Below are 16,920 nucleotides of genomic sequence, written 5' to 3'. Positions count from 1 at the left end.
TCGCCAGCTGGCTGCACGGTTAACTCCGTACCATAAAAAGACGCTTCATGCCAGGCGAAAAGCCGCTGCTTAAGCTGCAAGCCCGGCACGAGATCTTCGCGCTCATTCATTCCAAATATTAAAGCATCGCCATACTGGCTTAATGCAAGCCGGATGGTCAGCGTGCGTAAATGCATGTTCATGGTATTAGCTTTCCTTTCCGAAGCTCCTCTTGCAGCGCACGGAGCCTGCTATGCCTAATGGCGAAGGCAGTGAGGAACTCTTCCCAGCGTTCTTCTTGTTTCAGCTTTTTATACAGCTTGGATAATCGTTTCAATAATTTCACAGCCGCTTTGTAGCTATGTCTGTTCTTATCCAGCACAAATCTTTCGGCGGCCTGATGGTAAAAGGGCAGCAGAACCTCAGGTGCATTCTTTTCCAGCGGTTGGAGGTCTTTGACACGAAATTCAGAGGGCTGTTTACCGATGGACAGCTGATAATCCATCCAGGTCTGCCATTTCTCATAGGTGATTAGCTTCTCTTCATAGACTTCGCCAGAGATAGGTAACATGGTGGCTAGTGTATCCCACATTTGCGGCTCAGCTTCAGGCAGGTGGCGAACAGCTTCTTCCCAACTGGTTGAATAGCCATTGAGATTATAGAGTCTGCTGCTCAGCAGTGGACCGATTTGAGCAAGCCAACCCACCAAACGGGACCAGTCCCCTGCATCCAGCAGCGGAGAGGTGAAGCTCATGAGCTCATCGGGATGGAGACCCGGGCGCTCGGCCGCTTTATTCAATAAGTCCCAAGCCTTCTGGTCATCCATCAGATAGTAATACATACGGCTCTGAGCTAACAGCCACGCATGTTGTGAAAGGGAAGCACCTAATTCACCCTCTGCTTGCTGCAGCTGTTCGATTTCATTCAGGTAAAGCTTAGTTCCACCTGTATTCGGATAAATCCAGTTTCTCCACAGCAGATCATAGCTAAGAGAAAAAGAGGGTTGATCCCGTGAGCGATCCCGCGACTCCGTCAACATCTCGCGCCGCAGATATGATAAAGTATCGATGACATACGGCCATAGATCCTGCTCTTGCTCGGGAGATAGCGGGAGTGTCTTTTTTAATAGACCTGTGATTACTTCCTGTAGTTCTGAGACCGCTACCTGTGTGTAATAACCAAGAGAAGGGGCGTAAGAGACCTGACCGACGGATTGCGCGGAAGGCTTAGCGAGCTTTTCCAAAAGAAAAAGATGAGCATGCAGAGTGAACAGCTTCTCCGTTTCCGGAAGCATTTTCGGTTTGAATTTATTGATTGCAGACAAGGCCCGACTCACATATTCAGGATTTCGGGTGGTATGGGCTAGAGGGGAGACACAGAATTCAAAATACTCCCGCCACTCCGTTATTTTTCCGCTAGCGATGCGGTTGGCCATCTCTTTCATTTGCTGCTGACGAGTTGCATCGGCTCCAATAGATGTACTTGTTGCTGTACTTGATATTTTGGGCAAAAAGGATGCAGCTTTAGCGTTAGCCAAAACCTGTACAGATCTATTTTGTTGTTCGGCATAATTCAGCAGCACAGCAGCCATATGCTTGCAATGACCTGATACTGGACAATTACAATGACAATTGGTGAAGCCGTCAAGATCAATGGTGACGCGGTAATCCTCTCTACCTTCAACTAGAGCGTTAATCTTACGAGGCTCCGTCATGGTAAACGGCTGCACTCGATTTTGTTTATAATATTGGAACCCTCGCTTGAGGGTAAGATCATCGAAATAATAGGCGACATTTTGGATGAGCTTACTCCACTGCGTATCATCCATAGCATAGGTTGGTTGCATACAATTGGTCTCCTGTAACGAAAATGGTCTTTATTTGTCTTTCATTATATCACTTCTGCAGGCTTCATCTTTAAATCGTTAAATTTTGATAGCTCGTAAGGAAACTCCGTTTAAAAGCTGGCGTGGAGATGATTAGAAGCTAATGGCTTGTATTGAACGGAAGGTCTGAACATATAATAATCGTACTGCAAGTTGGGTCATGATTATATAGGTGTCATTTACGAAAGATCAAACAAAGGTCAAAATTGGTCAAATAAATAAAAAGAACTAATTTTCTCGTGTGAAATCAGTTAATTCGCCTGAATTTGAGCGATAATCGTCTTAAATCGGTTTTGTTATTCCTCAGTTAGGGGACTATAATAAGGTCATAGGTCAAATAAAGTCAAAGTCAATGAGAGGAGAATGGATAATGTTTGATATGGTTCCTTTTGGTAAACGGAGAGATGATGCTTTTGGTATGCTGGCTAAGTCTTTGAATGATGTTTTTAATGATGATTTTTTTGCACCGATTAAGAGTTCCACGATGTCATTCAGAACAGATATTCGTGAGAGTGAGCAGGCTTACCTGATTGAAGCTGAACTTCCTGGTTTGAAAAAAGAAGAAATCGACATTGATTATGCCAGTCCTTATTTGACGATTAAAGCGGTACGTAAGGAAGAAAATGCCGAGGAGAACAATGAACATCAGATTGTACGCAGAGAACGTCGATATGGTGAATATGTGCGCAGATTCTATGTTCAAGATATTGCCGAGGAAGAAATTCGCGCGTCTTTGAAAGATGGAGTGCTGAAGCTGGAAGTTCCCAAACGGCAAAAAATGCAAGGTAAACGCATCGAGATTCAAGACGGAGATTCTAATTCTACGGGTTCGCAGTCTGAATAAGCATAAATTAAGCGGAATGAACTTCCGCTCAGTCTTTTAGAGATGGCAGCGGGCTTTTAATATAGTGTTATGAATAGAAGGCGCATTGTAGTGGAGGATTCCGGCTATGGTGCGTCTTTTCTCGGAGTGCAATGGTGGTCGGTATGAGATTAGGGATGGAAAGGAGGAAGCGCGAGTGGCTAGTAAAAGCTATTATGATGCTTTGGGCGTGAGCAAAAAAGCTACTAAACAAGAAATTAAAAAGGCTTATCAGAAGCTTGCCAAGAAGTGGCATCCCGATGTTAACAAAGCCCCTGAGGCTGAGGCGAAATTCAAAGAAGCAGCTGAAGCCTATGAAGTGCTTGGTAATGAGGATAAACGAAAACTCTATGATGAAGAGCTGCTTTATGGAGCTCAACGTGGCAGAGCTAGTGGAGGGGCGGCGAGTGGAGCCTCTTCTTGGGATTCAAACTTTGGTGGAAATGGAAGCTGGAACGGTGGGACTTATTCAACGGGAGGTTCTGGTATTTCGGAGGAAGATTTATTCGGGATGTTTTTTGGAAATCGGGGCTCGGCGGATCGGGCTGGCTTTGATTTTTTCTCGGGAAGTGGAACGGGGCGTGCGAATGGCAATCCGTGGGGCGAGGCCCGCAGTACTATGCAGGCGCAGCTGGATATTACCTTGGAGCAGGCTTATAAGGGCGCCACTGTAAGAGTACAGGTCAGCGACAAAACGGTGGATGTGAACATTCCGCCTAGATCCTATGAGGGTACAATTATTAAAATCGCGGGAAACACTCCGGGTGGCGACGTGCTGCTGGCACTTCATATTCTTCCTCATGATATTTATGAGATTCGCGATGGTGACTTATATGGCATGGTTGAAATTGCTCCTTGGCAAGCGGTATTGGGCGGAGAAGTGAAGGTTCCATTACCGGGTGGCGGCGCCGTGAAATTGAAGATTCCAGCAGGAATTCAGAGCGGTAAAACTCTACGCATCCCCGGCAAGGGCTTAAAACGTGAGAATGGTGCGAACGGCGATATTTTATTTGGTATTGAGATTGTTATCCCTGAACCCACCAGCGAAGCGGAGAAAAATCTGTACCGAAAGCTGGCAGACTCCAGCCCTTTCGAAGCCAGAGCTAAACGTCAAAGTACTGGCACCCAGCGGCAAAAGGCGAAAGTGGGTAATTAATAGATAGGTAGAAGAGGTAGAGGTGAGGTGATTTCACCCGTTTGTGATCAACTCTGATTGGTGAAAGGCTGAATTGAATGCTAGTTGCAGAACAGTAACTTATTTAGCCACTAACTATAAAAGAACTTTTCGCTCAAACGGTGAAAGTCGGCACTATGGTGGGAAAAGAGAGTCAAAAGTGTACTAGAAGGCGCTAGATGAGGCTCGTTGGTCGAAAAGAGAAGCAAAAGTGCCTTAGAATGCGCTGAATCAGGCTCGTTGGGCGAAAAGAACGGTAAAAATCCCGTAGAATGAGAGCAAACCAGCTAGTTACTCGAAAAGAACGGCAAAAATCCCGTAGATTGGGCGCAAAGCGTTCAGTTACTCGAAAAGAACGGTAAAAATCCCGCAGAATGAGCACAAACCAGCCAGTTACTCGAAAAGAGCGGCAAAAATCCCGTAGAATGAGAGCAAAACGGCTAGTTACTCGAAAGAACGGTATAAATCCCGCAGAATGAGCACAAACCAGCTAGTTACTCGAAAAGAGCGGCAAAAATCCCGTAGAATGAGCACAAAACGGCTAGTTACTCGAAAAGAACGGTAAAAATCCCGCAGAATGAGAGCAAACCAGCTAGTTACTCAAAAAGAACGGTAAAAATCCCGTAGAATGAGAGCAAACCAGCCAGTTACTCGAAATAAGCGGGATAATTCCCGCTAAATTAACCTATCCCCGGCCAAAAAGGCCGATTTAATATAATCACTCTTAAATAGAAAGGTGAGAGAGCTATGGATTTCAATAAATTAACTCAAAAGCTGCAGGAAGCAGTGGCTGCGGCGCAGTCGCTGGCATCAGACAGCGGTCATCAGGAGATCGATAATCTCCATCTGTTAAAAGCGTTGCTTCAGCAGCAAGAAGGATTGCTGCCAAGATTGCTGCAAAAGATGAATATCCCTGTGGCTGAGCTGATGCGCAGCACAGATGAACTGCTTCAACGCAAGCCGAGCATCAGCGGGTCAGGAGCAAGCACGGTAAGGCGTTACGCCTCGCAATCGCTGATTCATCTGCTGGAGCAGGCGGAGAAGGAAGCGGCGAAGATGCAGGATGAGTTTGTTTCTGTGGAGCATGCGGTGCTGGCCATGGTGTCAGATTCGAGCGGGGAGAATCGTGAGCTAAGGGATCTTTTTGTCCGCCGTGGGCTGACCCGTGAGAAGCTGATGTCGGTGCTTGCTGAGATTCGTGGACATCAGCGGGTAACCAGCCGGGAGCCAGAAGCTACTTATGAGGTGCTGGAGAAATACGGCCGTGATCTTGTAGCAGAGGTTCGCGCGGGCAAGATTGATCCAGTCATTGGTCGTGATGGCGAGATCCGCCGGGTAATCCGGATTTTGTCCCGTAAAACGAAAAATAACCCTGTGCTGATCGGTGAACCAGGTGTAGGGAAAACAGCCATTGTGGAAGGCTTGGCCCACCGGATCGTGCGCAAAGACGTACCAGAGGGGCTGAAGGATAAGACGATTTTTTCACTGGATATGAGTTCACTTGTGGCAGGCGCCAAGTTCCGTGGTGAATTCGAAGAACGCCTGCAGGCGGTATTGAGGGAGGTTCGCGAAAGTAACGGTCGCATTATTCTTTTTATTGATGAGCTGCATACGATTGTGGGCGCAGGTAAAACCGAAGGCTCGATGGATGCGGGCAATATGCTGAAGCCGATGTTGGCCCGGGGTGAGCTGCACTGTATCGGTGCCACAACGCTCGATGAATATCGCAAATATATAGAGAAGGACCCTGCGCTGGAGCGCCGTTTCCAACAGGTGCTCGTGAGCGAACCCGATGTAGAGGATACGATCTCCATTTTGCGTGGTCTGAAGGAGCGGTTTGAAGTTCACCACGGGGTCAAAATCCATGACAGCGCACTGGTAGCCGCAGGGGTATTGTCCAATCGTTATATTACGGATCGATTTTTACCGGATAAGGCGATTGACCTAGTGGACGAGGCTTGCGCCATGATCCGCACAGAGATAGACTCCATGCCGGGTGAGATGGATGAAGTGACCCGCCGCCTGATGCAGATGGAGATTGAAGAAGCAGCGCTAAAAAAAGAAACCGATGACGCCAGCAAACGCCGTCTCGAAATATTGCAGCGCGAGCTCGCTGACCTGAAGGAGAAGCAGCTAGGAATGACGGCGCGCTGGGAGAAAGAGAAGTCGGCCATCCAAGGGATTCGCGACCTCAAAAAACGGCTGGAGCAAGCACGTAAGGATCTGGTCGATGCACAGGAGGAATATGATCTTAATAAGTCAGCCGAACTGAGCTACGGCATTATTCCTGATCTGGAGCGTCAGCTGAAAACAGCGGAAGAAGCGGCACAGCAGGATCAGGATACAAGATTGCTACGTGAGGCTGTTACTGAAGAGGAAATTGCAGATATTGTCTCCCGCTGGACCGGCGTTCCGGTTAGCCGACTGGTAGAAGGCGAACGGGATAAGCTGCTGCGTCTGGAGGATACGCTGCATGAACGGGTAGTGGGCCAAGACGAAGCCGTCAGCTTGGTGGCCGATGCGGTGCTTCGGGCAAGAGCAGGAATTAAAGATCCGAATCGCCCGATTGGTTCATTCCTGTTCCTTGGCCCGACGGGTGTAGGGAAGACTGAGCTGGCTAAGTCGCTTGCGGTATCTCTTTTTGACCGCGAAGATGGCATGATCCGTATAGATATGTCGGAGTATATGGAAAAGCATAGTGTCTCCCGTCTCGTCGGCGCACCTCCAGGATATGTTGGATATGAGGAAGGCGGGCAGCTCACGGAAGCTGTGCGGCGTCAGCCTTATACTGTAGTGCTGCTCGATGAAGTGGAGAAGGCGCATCCCGATGTGTTTAACATTCTGCTGCAGCTGCTTGATGATGGACGGCTGACTGATTCACAAGGCCGAATGGTTGACTTCAAGAATACAATCATCATTATGACTTCTAATATCGGTTCACCTCATCTGATTCAAGGCACCGATGAAAAAGGTCAGCTCACGGAAGCTGCCAAGGATAGAGTGATGAAGGAACTGAGTGGTCATTTCCGTCCAGAGTTCCTGAACCGGGTGGATGACATTGTAATGTTCAAGCCGCTGACACTGGGTGAGATCGAGAAAATTGTGGACAAACTGGTGGATGGATTGCGTCTACGTCTGGCAGAACGGGAGATCGGGCTGGCATTAACTGAATCGGCGGTGCGTTTTATCGCTAAGGAAGGTTTTGATCCTGTGTATGGAGCAAGACCGTTGAAAAGATTCATCCAGCGCAGCTTGGAGACACGTGTGGCACGTGCGATTATTGCTGGTGAAGCCGCAGAGGGATCAGTTATTCAGGTAGATGAATCCGGCAACGAGCTTGCGGTAACCATTCTGAAGCCAGAAGTCGATGGGCCACAGAGTTCTGAATTGAGTTCTGAATAAAAAAAGCGTCCACAAAACCGTAACGGCTTTGTGGACGTCCTTTTTATGGTAAGCCTCACTCCACCCAAGGGATTAGATGAGGCTGTTCATCCAAGATGGACATATATTGCTCTTTCCAGCCGTATTTGCCGTCGGGGTCGAGGAGCATATAACGCAGATATTTTTCGAGCCGGAACTCGGCTTTGGACCAACCGAGATGCTTGAGCCGCAGGTTGCTTAGCTGATGAGACAGCTCGAAGATATTTTCCGGGAATCGCCCACAGTGCTGTGGGGATTCATTCCATACATAGTTGAAGTCTTCTTTATAGCGAAGCAAAAAAGGGCGGTAGTTCAGATGAGAGCGCCAGTAGGTATCCTCCCTGTAATGGTTCGCGTTCCATAAATCGTAAAGGCGGAAGCAGAACAGATCGACCCCATCTGCATACAGCAAGGTATCTATATTTTCCGCAAAGCTGGCTTCAAAGATCTCATCCGCGTCCAGACTCAGAATCCACTCGGGATTTGTCTTTAGGACTTCCTCCCACTGCTGTTTTCGCAGCTCAATTTCATTGCTGAACTTGGATTCGGTATTATGCACGAGATGAACGGGAATGCCGTCAAGTGCTTCCAGACAGACAGCTGCTGTATTGTCGGTGCTGCCGTCATCAATAATGACAGCCTCATCGATATATTTGCGGTGTTCCTCCAGAACCTGTTGCAGGAAGCGCCCGCTTTCATTTTTTACAACCATGGTAAGGGTTAGCTTGGGGCGCTTTTTGGTTATAGGAGCAGCTGCAGCCTCATTGGAATTTTCCTCGATGGGTGTGGGTGCCGATTCAGCTTTTACCCCTGTTGTTTCTCTGATGAAATCTTCAACCTTGCTCAAATCACTATCTCTGTACAAATGAAGGGCAGGATAATGGGTGTCAACAAATAGCGGAATGCCAAGGGCCGCGGCACGAATGCAGAAATGGCGATCCTCGCCCCAGTATGAAATGTTCCGGATCTGATTGTAGCTTACCCCGGCTTTTAACGCATGCTGGCTAATCAATGTACAAGCGCCGAGACCCCCCACTTCATAGATTCCAGGATTGCGGAGTTTGGCTATGAATTCATGAAATCTGCGGTTGATCTCCTCGGGTTGCAGTTTTTCGCCGGGAAGTATCTCCCACTGATTGTATTCGTCATGCATCCAGACCTGCGGCTGAAACATGGTATCTGGCTGCCACTGTGTCCAAAATACTTCTGAAATAATATCTTTGTTCGTCCCTATTAAATGTCTTAGCGTATCTGGGTGGAGGATGAGGTCAGAGTCGATCAGGAAGAGGTAGTCATAGTTCAGGGTTTGCGCTCGGTTAATCATGAGGTTTTTGAAGTTGGCGACTTTCCAGACTAAATCAGAATTCCAAAAGTGGGTCGTATCATTGCGAATGTACGCATCGTGAAAGCCGGAGCTTTGAATAAAAATATGCTCACCCTTGCTTTTGAATTCCTGGAGCAACCGGCTGGACGCTTCATCATCATTGTCATCAATCAGATGGAAATCCAGTTCGATTTGCTCGATATTCAGGCGCAGCAGGGAATTCAGAAATTCTCGCAACACATTGGGCTTTTGATGGATCGGGCTGCCGATTAATACGCGTGTCTTATTCATTGCGGCCTCCTTGGGGGACTCTCCCTTTCTTCCGAGAGGTATAGGTATGTTCTCAATATATTTACAGTTAGATAGTAATAATCCTTATTTCGCAAAGTTCTTATAGTAAATGAGAAATGAGAGTTGGATAAATTGAACTTTTTAGATATATTAATTTTTATGGATCTGCTGTACAATTACCGGATAATTAGATAAGAATGCCAGCCAGATGAGCACAGGAATGAGACTATGGATAAATCACCACAAAAAGCTCAGTAGTTAATCGATCTGTTACTGGCCATGAATCCTCGTGCGGATGTGTTCTGGTATGATGCAAAGGTAAATACCGACCTCTGCTGGATGGGGATGTTGAGGAAATATACGTACCGGAAGAGACAGCGAAGACTGAAGCTCATATTGGTGGCTGAACAGAGTTTAGGAGAGTAGTCACGATGAAGCTGGTCCATCAAGGTTTTTATAACGGTCTGACTTTCCAACGTGTGGTTCGTGGATTTATTGTCCAAGGGGGTATTGCGACCCTTGGCATACTGTATTCGGAAGAGTCATTTCAGGTATGGACCATGTGGATACTTTAAAGCGTGGGGATGAGTCATGAAAAAGGTTGGAATTATCAGTTCCCTCAATATTACATTAATGTGAAATGCTATCCATTGTAATTCCTAGTATCCCGATATACAATATAAAAAACAAACAAAGACAATATAGACACGGGGGAGAAACTTATGCGTAAAGGATTATCTGGAGTTATTACTTTGGTTTTGTTAACATTTTTGATTAGCGCGTGCTCCGGGGGAAATAACGCCGCTTCCACAAATACAAATCAGACGCCTACGGCTACTGAAGGATCGACAGCAAGCACTGAACCAAAAGATGGTGGCAACTTAATTATTGGGGTCGCTGCAGATCCTGTCATTCTAAATCCGAACTATGCTGGTGATCGTGTCAGTCTGACGATTGACCAAGCGCTCTACGCGCCATTGTTCCAAGTGAATAACGGAGAGAAGACCTTCTACTTGGCAGACAGCCTGACACTTTCCGAAGATAACCTGACTTATACATTGAAACTGAAAAGTGGACTAACTTGGCATGACGGAGAAAAGCTTACAGCTGACGATGTCGTGTTCACGATTGATAGCATCCTCGATGAGAAGCAAAACAGCATGTTGAGAGCGAACTTATTCATCGGTGATAAACCCGTTAAGGCAGTTAAGGTGGATGATCTGACTGTAGAGTTCAAGCTTCCGCAGGTCAGCCCAGCTTTTGAAGCTACACTAGTGCAAGTATTTCCGATTCCAAAGCATATTTTTGAGAATGAGACGGATCTAGAGAAAAGCACCAAGAATGCTGCTCCGGTTGGATCTGGCCCATTTAAATTTAAAGAATACAAAGCAGGCGAATATGTTACGCTCGAGAGATTTGATAACTACTTTGGCGGCAAACCACATCTTGATTCTATAACGTACCGGATTGCTAAAGATACGAATGCTGCGAATCTCGCACTTCAGAATGGTGAGATCAACATTAAGTATCTAGATCCACAGGATGTTGGAACGATTGAGGCTTCGAACAATTTCGAAATCCTGCCTTATAGTGAAGGCCGATTGTCCTACCTGTTGTTCAATGCAAACAGTGATAGAGGTGCTCTTGCTAAAAAAGAAGTTCGTCAAGCCTTGTCTCTAGCCCTAAATCGTGATGAAATCATTCAGGCTGCTTATACTTCTAACGAGTATGCAGACCCGGCGAAGTCCTTTTTGACTCCGGATGCATTGTTCTATACTAATGACGTACCTTCTTTTGATAATGATGTAGAAAAAGCCAAAGAGCTTCTGCAATCGGCAGGGGTTAGCGATCTGAAATTGAGATTGATTGTATCGAGCGGTAATAAAGCTCAGGAAGCCATTTCACTATACGTGCAGCAAAAGCTAAAGGCCATTGGCGCTGAAGTTGAACTGCAAAATATGGATGCCTCGGCATATGGTCAGAAATTCAGTGATATGAATTCAACAGATTTTGAACTTGCGATTGCAGGTTATATTATGGGTTACGATCCTGATGCTTACAGAATTTTGTATACATCTACTGCAGACTCTAACTACTCGCATTATAATAATGCTGAAGTCGATAAGTTGTTCAATGATGGTGCAGGAGAAGCAGATGTGACTAAACGTGGTGAGATCTATAAGAAGATCCAAGAGATCATTGCTGACGATGCACCGATTTATCCAATTGCTAATACTAAGACTATTGTAGCTGTCTCCAAGAACTACGGCGGTCTAGAAGAAGCAGTCTTGAAGCCTGTCGTTATTTTTGAAGATTTATCGAAAATCTACCTTAAATAAGAACGGGAAAAAATAAGCTGGTCAATCCAGCTTATTTTTTTACCGATATAGAACTGGGAGAATATACGTATGAGACAACTTATCGTCCGAAGATTACTGCAAACCCTGCCGATGCTGTTTTTTGTCTCGGTTGTGTGCTTTGCGATGATTAAGCTGGCTCCGGGGGATCCGGTACTATCCTTCGTTACGCCGAATATGCACGCGGATGATATTGAGCGCATCCGGCATAACCTTGGGCTGGATAAGCCAGCCTACATTCAATATTTTATATGGATCAAAGAAGTACTGCAGGGCAATTTCGGTTATTCCCTTGTGAATCATCAGCCTGTATTGGAGCAAATTCTAGAACGTTTACCTGCAACAGCAGGTTTGATGGGCAGTGCAATCGGCTTAGCCGTTCTGTTGGCGATCCCGATGGGTCTGCTTGCTGGAGCTAACCGGAACCGCTGGGTGGATAAACTAATTAACTTTTTATCCTATATCGGAATTTCAGTACCTTTATTTTGGCTGGCCATATTACTTATGTACTTATTTGCAATTAAGCTGCACCTGCTGCCTATTATGGGGATGCGAACCATTGGTGTGGAATCAGCGGTTGATGTATTGAAGCATGGTATTCTGCCTTGCGCCGTATTGGCTTTTGGATTTCTGGCCGGTTACGTACGATACATCCGCTCTAGTACGATTGGACAGCTAAAAGAAGAGTATGTGCAGATTCAATATGCTTTTGGATCCAGCAAGACAACGATTCTGTTCCGTCACGTGCTTAAGCATGTACTGTTGCCAGTAATTACATTGCTCGGGATGTCGATGGGTGATCTGGTGGCGGGTGCAATTGTAACGGAGACGGTATTTTCATGGCCGGGTATTGGCTCTTTAGGGATGACTGCGGTTAAAGGGATGGATTATCCCGTAATTATGGGAATAACTTTGTTCTCTTCTTTAATGCTGATCATCGGCAATCTGGTCGCGGATATTCTATATAGCTTCGTGGACCCACGAATTAAATTGACGAGGTGACCTCATGAATCGCAGTAAATGGAAAAGTGTTGGAGATGAGCTATTTACGAATAAATTGGGTGTCGCAGCCCTCATTACTTTAATCGTCTTCACACTAGGCTCTATATTTGCTTTTTTGTCCGGACATGATCCGAATGCAATGGATGTTTTGGCACGCTTGAAAGCGCCCGGAGCGGATCATTGGTTTGGTACGGATGATTACGGCCGGGATTATTTTGCCCGAGCTTTGTATGGTGGCCGGGTATCTTTGCTAGTTGGTTTTGCTTCAATGATCATTGCCACGGGTATAGGTGTGACGGTGGGCGTAATCAGTGGATATTTTGGCGGATGGATTGATAATCTATTGATGCGGATGCTTGATGTAGTGATGTCCATTCCATCTTTCCTTGTGCTGCTGCTGCTCAGCGTATTTCTGAAGCCGAGTGTAGGAAACATCATTTTAATTATTGCTCTATTAATGTGGATGAACATTGCCCGTGTGATTCGTGCGGAGACGATGACGATTAAAGAACGGGAATATGTACTATATGCAAAAGCTTCCGGCCAGAGCAACTTCGGAATTATCTGGCGTCATATTCTTCCGGGGCTAGTACCTGTTGTGATTGTAGGTGCGACGAATAATATCGCTTCCGCGATTATGATGGAGTCGTCCCTAAGCTTCCTTGGGTTCGGGGTACAACCTCCGAATGCCACTTGGGGCAGTATGCTTAACAATGCACAGGGATATATCGCTCAGGCACCTTATTTGGCATTGTTCCCGGGGTTATTGATACTATTAACGGTTCTGAGCTTTAATGTTCTGGGCGATATTTTGCGGGTTGGCTTTGAACCGAAGCTGATCCGAAGATAGGAGTGTGAAGACATCATGACGGAACGGCTATTGTCTGTTGAGAATTTGAAGGTTTCCTTCCAAACTCGAGATGGGGAGAATCAGGCAGTTCGTGGCGTTAGCTTTCATATAGACGCTGGAGAAACGGTAGGGATTGTTGGTGAATCCGGAAGCGGGAAAAGTGTAACTGCGAAGGCGATTATGTCGTTGATTACACCTCCGGGTAAAATTATCGCTGGAAATATTAATTTTCGGGGTGAGAATTTATCTAACCTTTCGGAAAAAGAGTGGAGAAAACTACGCGGCAACCGCATAGCGATGGTGTTTCAGGATCCCATGACCTCTCTTAATCCTGTGAAAAAAATCGGCCAGCAGCTTACGGAGGTCATCCGGCGGCATCGCGGCTTAAATAAGGAAGAAGCGTTCAAAGAAGCAGCAAGTATCCTGCGGCAGGTGGGTATAAATAATCCTGAGCAGCGGCTGCAGCAGTATCCGCATGAATTCAGCGGCGGGATGCGGCAGCGGGTCATGATCGCCATGGCTCTTTCCTGCCAGCCAGAGCTATTGATTGCGGATGAGCCGACAACTGCGCTTGATGTAACGATACAGGCCCAAATTCTTGATCTTTTTAAAGAGCTAAAAAATAATACCAGTACAGCTATAGCACTGATCACCCATGATTTGGGTGTGGTGGCTCAGGTATGTACACGGGTTATCGTAATGTATGGTGGACTAGTGATGGAGGAAGGTACGGTGGAGGATATTTTTTACCGCCCACAGCATCCTTACACGAAAGGTCTGCTTCGCTCGATCCCGAAACGTGACGGCAAATCACGTGAACGTCTGATTCCAATCGAAGGCACACCTCCGGATTTGTTGAATCCTCCTTCTGGCTGTCCCTTTATGGAGCGTTGCCCTAATGCTTTTGCCCGTTGCAGCGAACGTCCTCCGGTAATCGAATTATCGCCCGGTCACCGTTCGATGTGCTGGTTAGCAGATGGTGTGCAGGAGACTCCAGCCGTAGCTGGCGTTGAAGGGAGCGGTTCGGTTGAGTGACAATAAGATTCTAGTGGACGTAAATAATCTCAAAAAACATTTCTCCAAAGGCAAGGATATGTGGGGACGCGATACATCGGTGCTTAAGGCAGTAGATGGCGTAAGCTTTCAGATTCGTCAGGGAGAGACCTTTGGGCTGGTTGGAGAGTCAGGAAGCGGCAAGTCCACGGTTGGACGCTGCTTGCTGCGCTTATATGATTACACAGACGGTGAAGTGTCTTTTGACGGGCAGCCGCTGAGCAAGCTTGGAGAGAAGCAGCTAAAACCTTTTCGCAGACGCATTCAGTCGATCTTCCAAGATCCCTATTCATCACTTAATCCAAGCTTAAGTGTACTTGATCTGATCAGTGAGCCGATGAAAATCCACGGCATCCACGAAGGTGAAGAACGCAAAGAAGCTGTTGCGGCATTGCTGGAAAAGGTAGGTTTAAAAAGAGAACATCTCTACCGCTTCCCGCATGAATTCAGCGGTGGACAACGCCAGCGGATTTCGATTGCCAGAGCATTGTCCGTAAGACCTGAGTTTGTCGTGTGTGATGAGCCGATCTCAGCGCTGGACGTGTCTGTCCAGGCCCAGGTAGTGAACATGCTGGAGGATTTGCAGTCCGAATTTGGCTTGACCTATCTCTTTGTCGCACATGATCTGTCGATGGTACGGCATATTTCTGACCGGATCGGCGTGATGTATGGCGGTCGACTAGTAGAGGTAGCCGAAAGTGATGAGCTGTACGATAATCCTATTCATCCTTATACAAAGGCGCTGCTGTCTTCCATCTTGGAGACGGATCCCCGGCGGGCCAATCAGAGAATTATTTTAGACGGATACTCGCAAGAGTACGGCAGAGCTGAGACTTCTACACTACAGGAAGTAAGCCCGGGCCATTATGTTGCTTATGATTTTACGGTATGATTAGACTCTATATATAGATTGGGAGGGATCAGAATGTCAGAGAACTTAAACCGGGTAAAGTTATCCCAGTGGGATGCGTTATTGGTGGAATCACTCCGCTCCTTGGGGTGGTCTGATGAGGATATTCTTCGTAAAGTGGCAGAGGGCGATTTGCCCGTTGACGAGAGCGAATACCAATTTGATTATAAGCAGCTGACCGCGTTGCAGTCAGAGCAGCCGGAGTTGTTCGGGCAAGCGGTGAAGACAGGCTATCAGATCAAATACAATACGATTCGTGGGATTCGCAGCTGGATATGGGTAGCTCTGGGCAAAGAAGCGGCTCTGGAGCTTGAGGAAGGTAAGGAAGCCGCTGAGGTGGCTTTAACCTTGGCTGAGAAGGAACGTTTGGCCTCTGTGTTGTCCTTCGGTTGGCAGATCGAGAGCGATACGAAGGCAGCGGATGGAGATACAGCTGTCTACCGGATTGCGCCCATTGGACGATAAGCTGAATAGCTACAGTAAAAAACGATTGTTGCGGGGAAGGACTCCCTGTGCACAATCGTTTTTTTTGTTATATTTCTCGCTTAAATGCTTATCATTAATATACGCTTACCGCTGGGTAAGCTACCTCATATTGTGCAGCCTCAATCCAGCTTCCTGTCTTAAAATCTCTGCCCCGGATAAGCACTTTATCGCTATACACTTCCACATAGAAGCCTTGGCTGCCCGTCTTATGTTTATCTTCATTAGTCCAAAGATAGGCGACAGAAGCAGCATTAAACATCGTTGCGATCTCTCCATGGCCAGGGAACATAGTGTTGTTTACCTCCAGCTCCCAATGGGTATGTCCAGTGAATAACAAGGTCTGGGGATATCTCGACAGAATTTCTTTTAATTCCTTATCTTGTGTGACACCATACCAATCTTGCGATTCCAGTGATCCGGCTACGGTGTCTTTAAGCGGTTGATGCAGGAAGAGAAAGATAGGCTGCTCTGGTGAAGCTTGCTCTCCAAGCTTATGCTCCAGCCAATCAAGCTGCTCAGAGGAGAGATCACAGAACTTGGGCAATCCTTGCTCCGTCCCTAGCAAAATAAAATGATAGCCATTGATCCAGTGATCATGATAGGGTCCGGACATTCCGGTCTGTGACGTATACATTCCTAAACGTGATTCCCAATTTCCGAGCCCCACATCATGATTGCCTAAGGTAAAGGTAATCTCGGGCAGGTCGGTTTTATATTGTTTGAGGATACGAAGCATTTCTTCGTATTCAGCAGGGAAGCCGTGGTCTGTGACATCACCGATATGCATAATCCCGCTGCTGCCTTCCCCATGCGCTGCTATATCACGGAGTGCCAGCTCGAAGTTAAGATTGTACTCATGATTGCGGTCAGCAGTGACATGGGTATCCGTAATGATCTGAAAGGTGATAACTGGTTTATCTTCAGGTGATGTGTTCGTACTCATGTTTGGGCATCCTCCTTCATCTATGAACCTATCCAATACTGTTGCTGTTCGCTAATGCGTCTTGCCGCTAATGTTCAGTCCTATGATCCCGACAATGATGACGGCTATCCATACTAGTGAGGATAGGGTTAGCTTTTCTTCAAAGAACAGGGTTCCCATGAAGGAAATCAGGATGATTCCCGCTCCTGACCATATCGCATAAGCTACGCCTACCTTAATCGAGGTGAGAGCATAATTCAGGGAGGTGAAGCTGGCTCCATAGAACAGGAACATAAGCACGGAAGGCCAGAGCTGGGTGAACCCCTGAGATATTTTCATTGAGATGGTCCCTGAGAGTTCGAACACAATAGCCAGCGTCAGAAACATCCATGCCCACATTCCTTC

13 protein-coding genes and 1 pseudogene are annotated in these 16,920 nt (G+C 46.8%); 10 read left to right on the top strand and 4 right to left on the bottom strand.

Going from position 1 to position 16,920, the window contains the following annotated elements; all coding sequences use genetic code 11:
* Nucleotides 1–178: 178 nt before the first annotated feature.
* Nucleotides 179–1,825, bottom strand: coding sequence for an SWIM zinc finger family protein (locus tag MHH49_RS08540; RefSeq protein ID WP_036687274.1), 1,647 nt, complete (start codon nt 1,823–1,825; stop codon nt 179–181).
* Between the two features lie 409 nt (nt 1,826–2,234).
* On the opposite strand from MHH49_RS08540, the gene MHH49_RS08535 reads away from it, so the two are divergent.
* From MHH49_RS08535 to clpB, 3 genes are all read left to right on the top strand, one after another.
* Nucleotides 2,235–2,708, top strand: a complete 474-nt coding sequence (locus tag MHH49_RS08535; protein ID WP_036687276.1) for an Hsp20/alpha crystallin family protein — start codon at nt 2,235–2,237, stop codon at nt 2,706–2,708.
* Between the two features lie 175 nt (nt 2,709–2,883).
* On the top strand, nt 2,884–3,882 hold the full coding sequence (locus tag MHH49_RS08530; protein WP_341138094.1) for a DnaJ C-terminal domain-containing protein: 999 nt from the start codon (nt 2,884–2,886) through the stop codon (nt 3,880–3,882).
* A gap of 765 nt (nt 3,883–4,647) precedes the next feature.
* Entirely contained in the window at nt 4,648–7,302 is a 2,655-nt protein-coding gene (gene clpB / locus MHH49_RS08525) for an ATP-dependent chaperone ClpB (RefSeq protein WP_341138093.1), read from the top strand.
* A 55-nt stretch (nt 7,303–7,357) separates the two neighbouring features.
* On the opposite strand, the gene MHH49_RS08520 is transcribed toward clpB, so the two are convergent.
* Nucleotides 7,358–8,935 carry a glycosyltransferase family 2 protein gene (locus tag MHH49_RS08520; protein ID WP_036687287.1) on the bottom strand — a complete coding sequence of 526 codons (1,578 nt, stop codon included), beginning with the start codon at nt 8,933–8,935 and terminating at the stop codon, nt 7,358–7,360.
* 434 nt (nt 8,936–9,369) lie between these two features.
* Here MHH49_RS08520 and MHH49_RS08515 point away from each other — a divergent pair.
* The 7 genes and pseudogenes from MHH49_RS08515 to MHH49_RS08485 form a co-directional block, all read left to right on the top strand.
* Nucleotides 9,370–9,530: pseudogene (locus tag MHH49_RS08515) on the top strand (peptidylprolyl isomerase); the annotation flags it as partial.
* Between the two features lie 127 nt (nt 9,531–9,657).
* Nucleotides 9,658–11,274 carry an ABC transporter substrate-binding protein gene (locus MHH49_RS08510; protein ID WP_036687290.1) on the top strand — a complete coding sequence of 539 codons (1,617 nt, stop codon included), beginning with the start codon at nt 9,658–9,660 and terminating at the stop codon, nt 11,272–11,274.
* Between the two features lie 69 nt (nt 11,275–11,343).
* Nucleotides 11,344–12,294 carry an ABC transporter permease gene (locus MHH49_RS08505; protein ID WP_036687292.1) on the top strand — a complete coding sequence of 317 codons (951 nt, stop codon included), beginning with the start codon at nt 11,344–11,346 and terminating at the stop codon, nt 12,292–12,294.
* Between the two features lie 4 nt (nt 12,295–12,298).
* Nucleotides 12,299–13,144, top strand: coding sequence for an ABC transporter permease (locus MHH49_RS08500; RefSeq protein WP_036687295.1), 846 nt, complete (start codon nt 12,299–12,301; stop codon nt 13,142–13,144).
* A 15-nt stretch (nt 13,145–13,159) separates the two neighbouring features.
* On the top strand, nt 13,160–14,179 hold the full coding sequence (locus tag MHH49_RS08495) for an ABC transporter ATP-binding protein (protein ID WP_036687296.1): 1,020 nt from the start codon (nt 13,160–13,162) through the stop codon (nt 14,177–14,179).
* Nucleotides 14,172–15,089, top strand: coding sequence for an ABC transporter ATP-binding protein (locus MHH49_RS08490; protein ID WP_305953613.1), 918 nt, complete (start codon nt 14,172–14,174; stop codon nt 15,087–15,089). Before MHH49_RS08495 ends, MHH49_RS08490 begins: the two co-directional genes overlap by 8 nt.
* A 33-nt stretch (nt 15,090–15,122) precedes the next feature.
* Nucleotides 15,123–15,572: a hypothetical protein gene (locus MHH49_RS08485; protein ID WP_036687301.1), complete on the top strand. Its 450-nt coding sequence runs from the start codon at nt 15,123–15,125 to the stop codon at nt 15,570–15,572.
* A 94-nt stretch (nt 15,573–15,666) separates the two neighbouring features.
* Here the strand turns inward: MHH49_RS08485 and MHH49_RS08480 are convergent, their stop codons facing one another.
* Nucleotides 15,667–16,536, bottom strand: a complete 870-nt coding sequence (locus MHH49_RS08480; protein WP_341138092.1) for a metallophosphoesterase family protein — start codon at nt 16,534–16,536, stop codon at nt 15,667–15,669.
* A 51-nt stretch (nt 16,537–16,587) separates the two neighbouring features.
* Entirely contained in the window at nt 16,588–16,914 is a 327-nt protein-coding gene (locus MHH49_RS08475; protein ID WP_076107439.1) for a DMT family transporter, read from the bottom strand.
* Nucleotides 16,915–16,920 lie beyond the last annotated feature (6 nt).

It is taken from the genome of Paenibacillus sp. FSL F4-0122, assembly GCF_038002845.1.
Lineage (GTDB): Bacteria > Bacillota > Bacilli > Paenibacillales > Paenibacillaceae > Paenibacillus_AQ > Paenibacillus_AQ odorifer.
The sequence above is the reverse complement of the archived record's forward strand: the minus strand, read 5'-3'. Positions and strand labels throughout refer to the sequence as shown.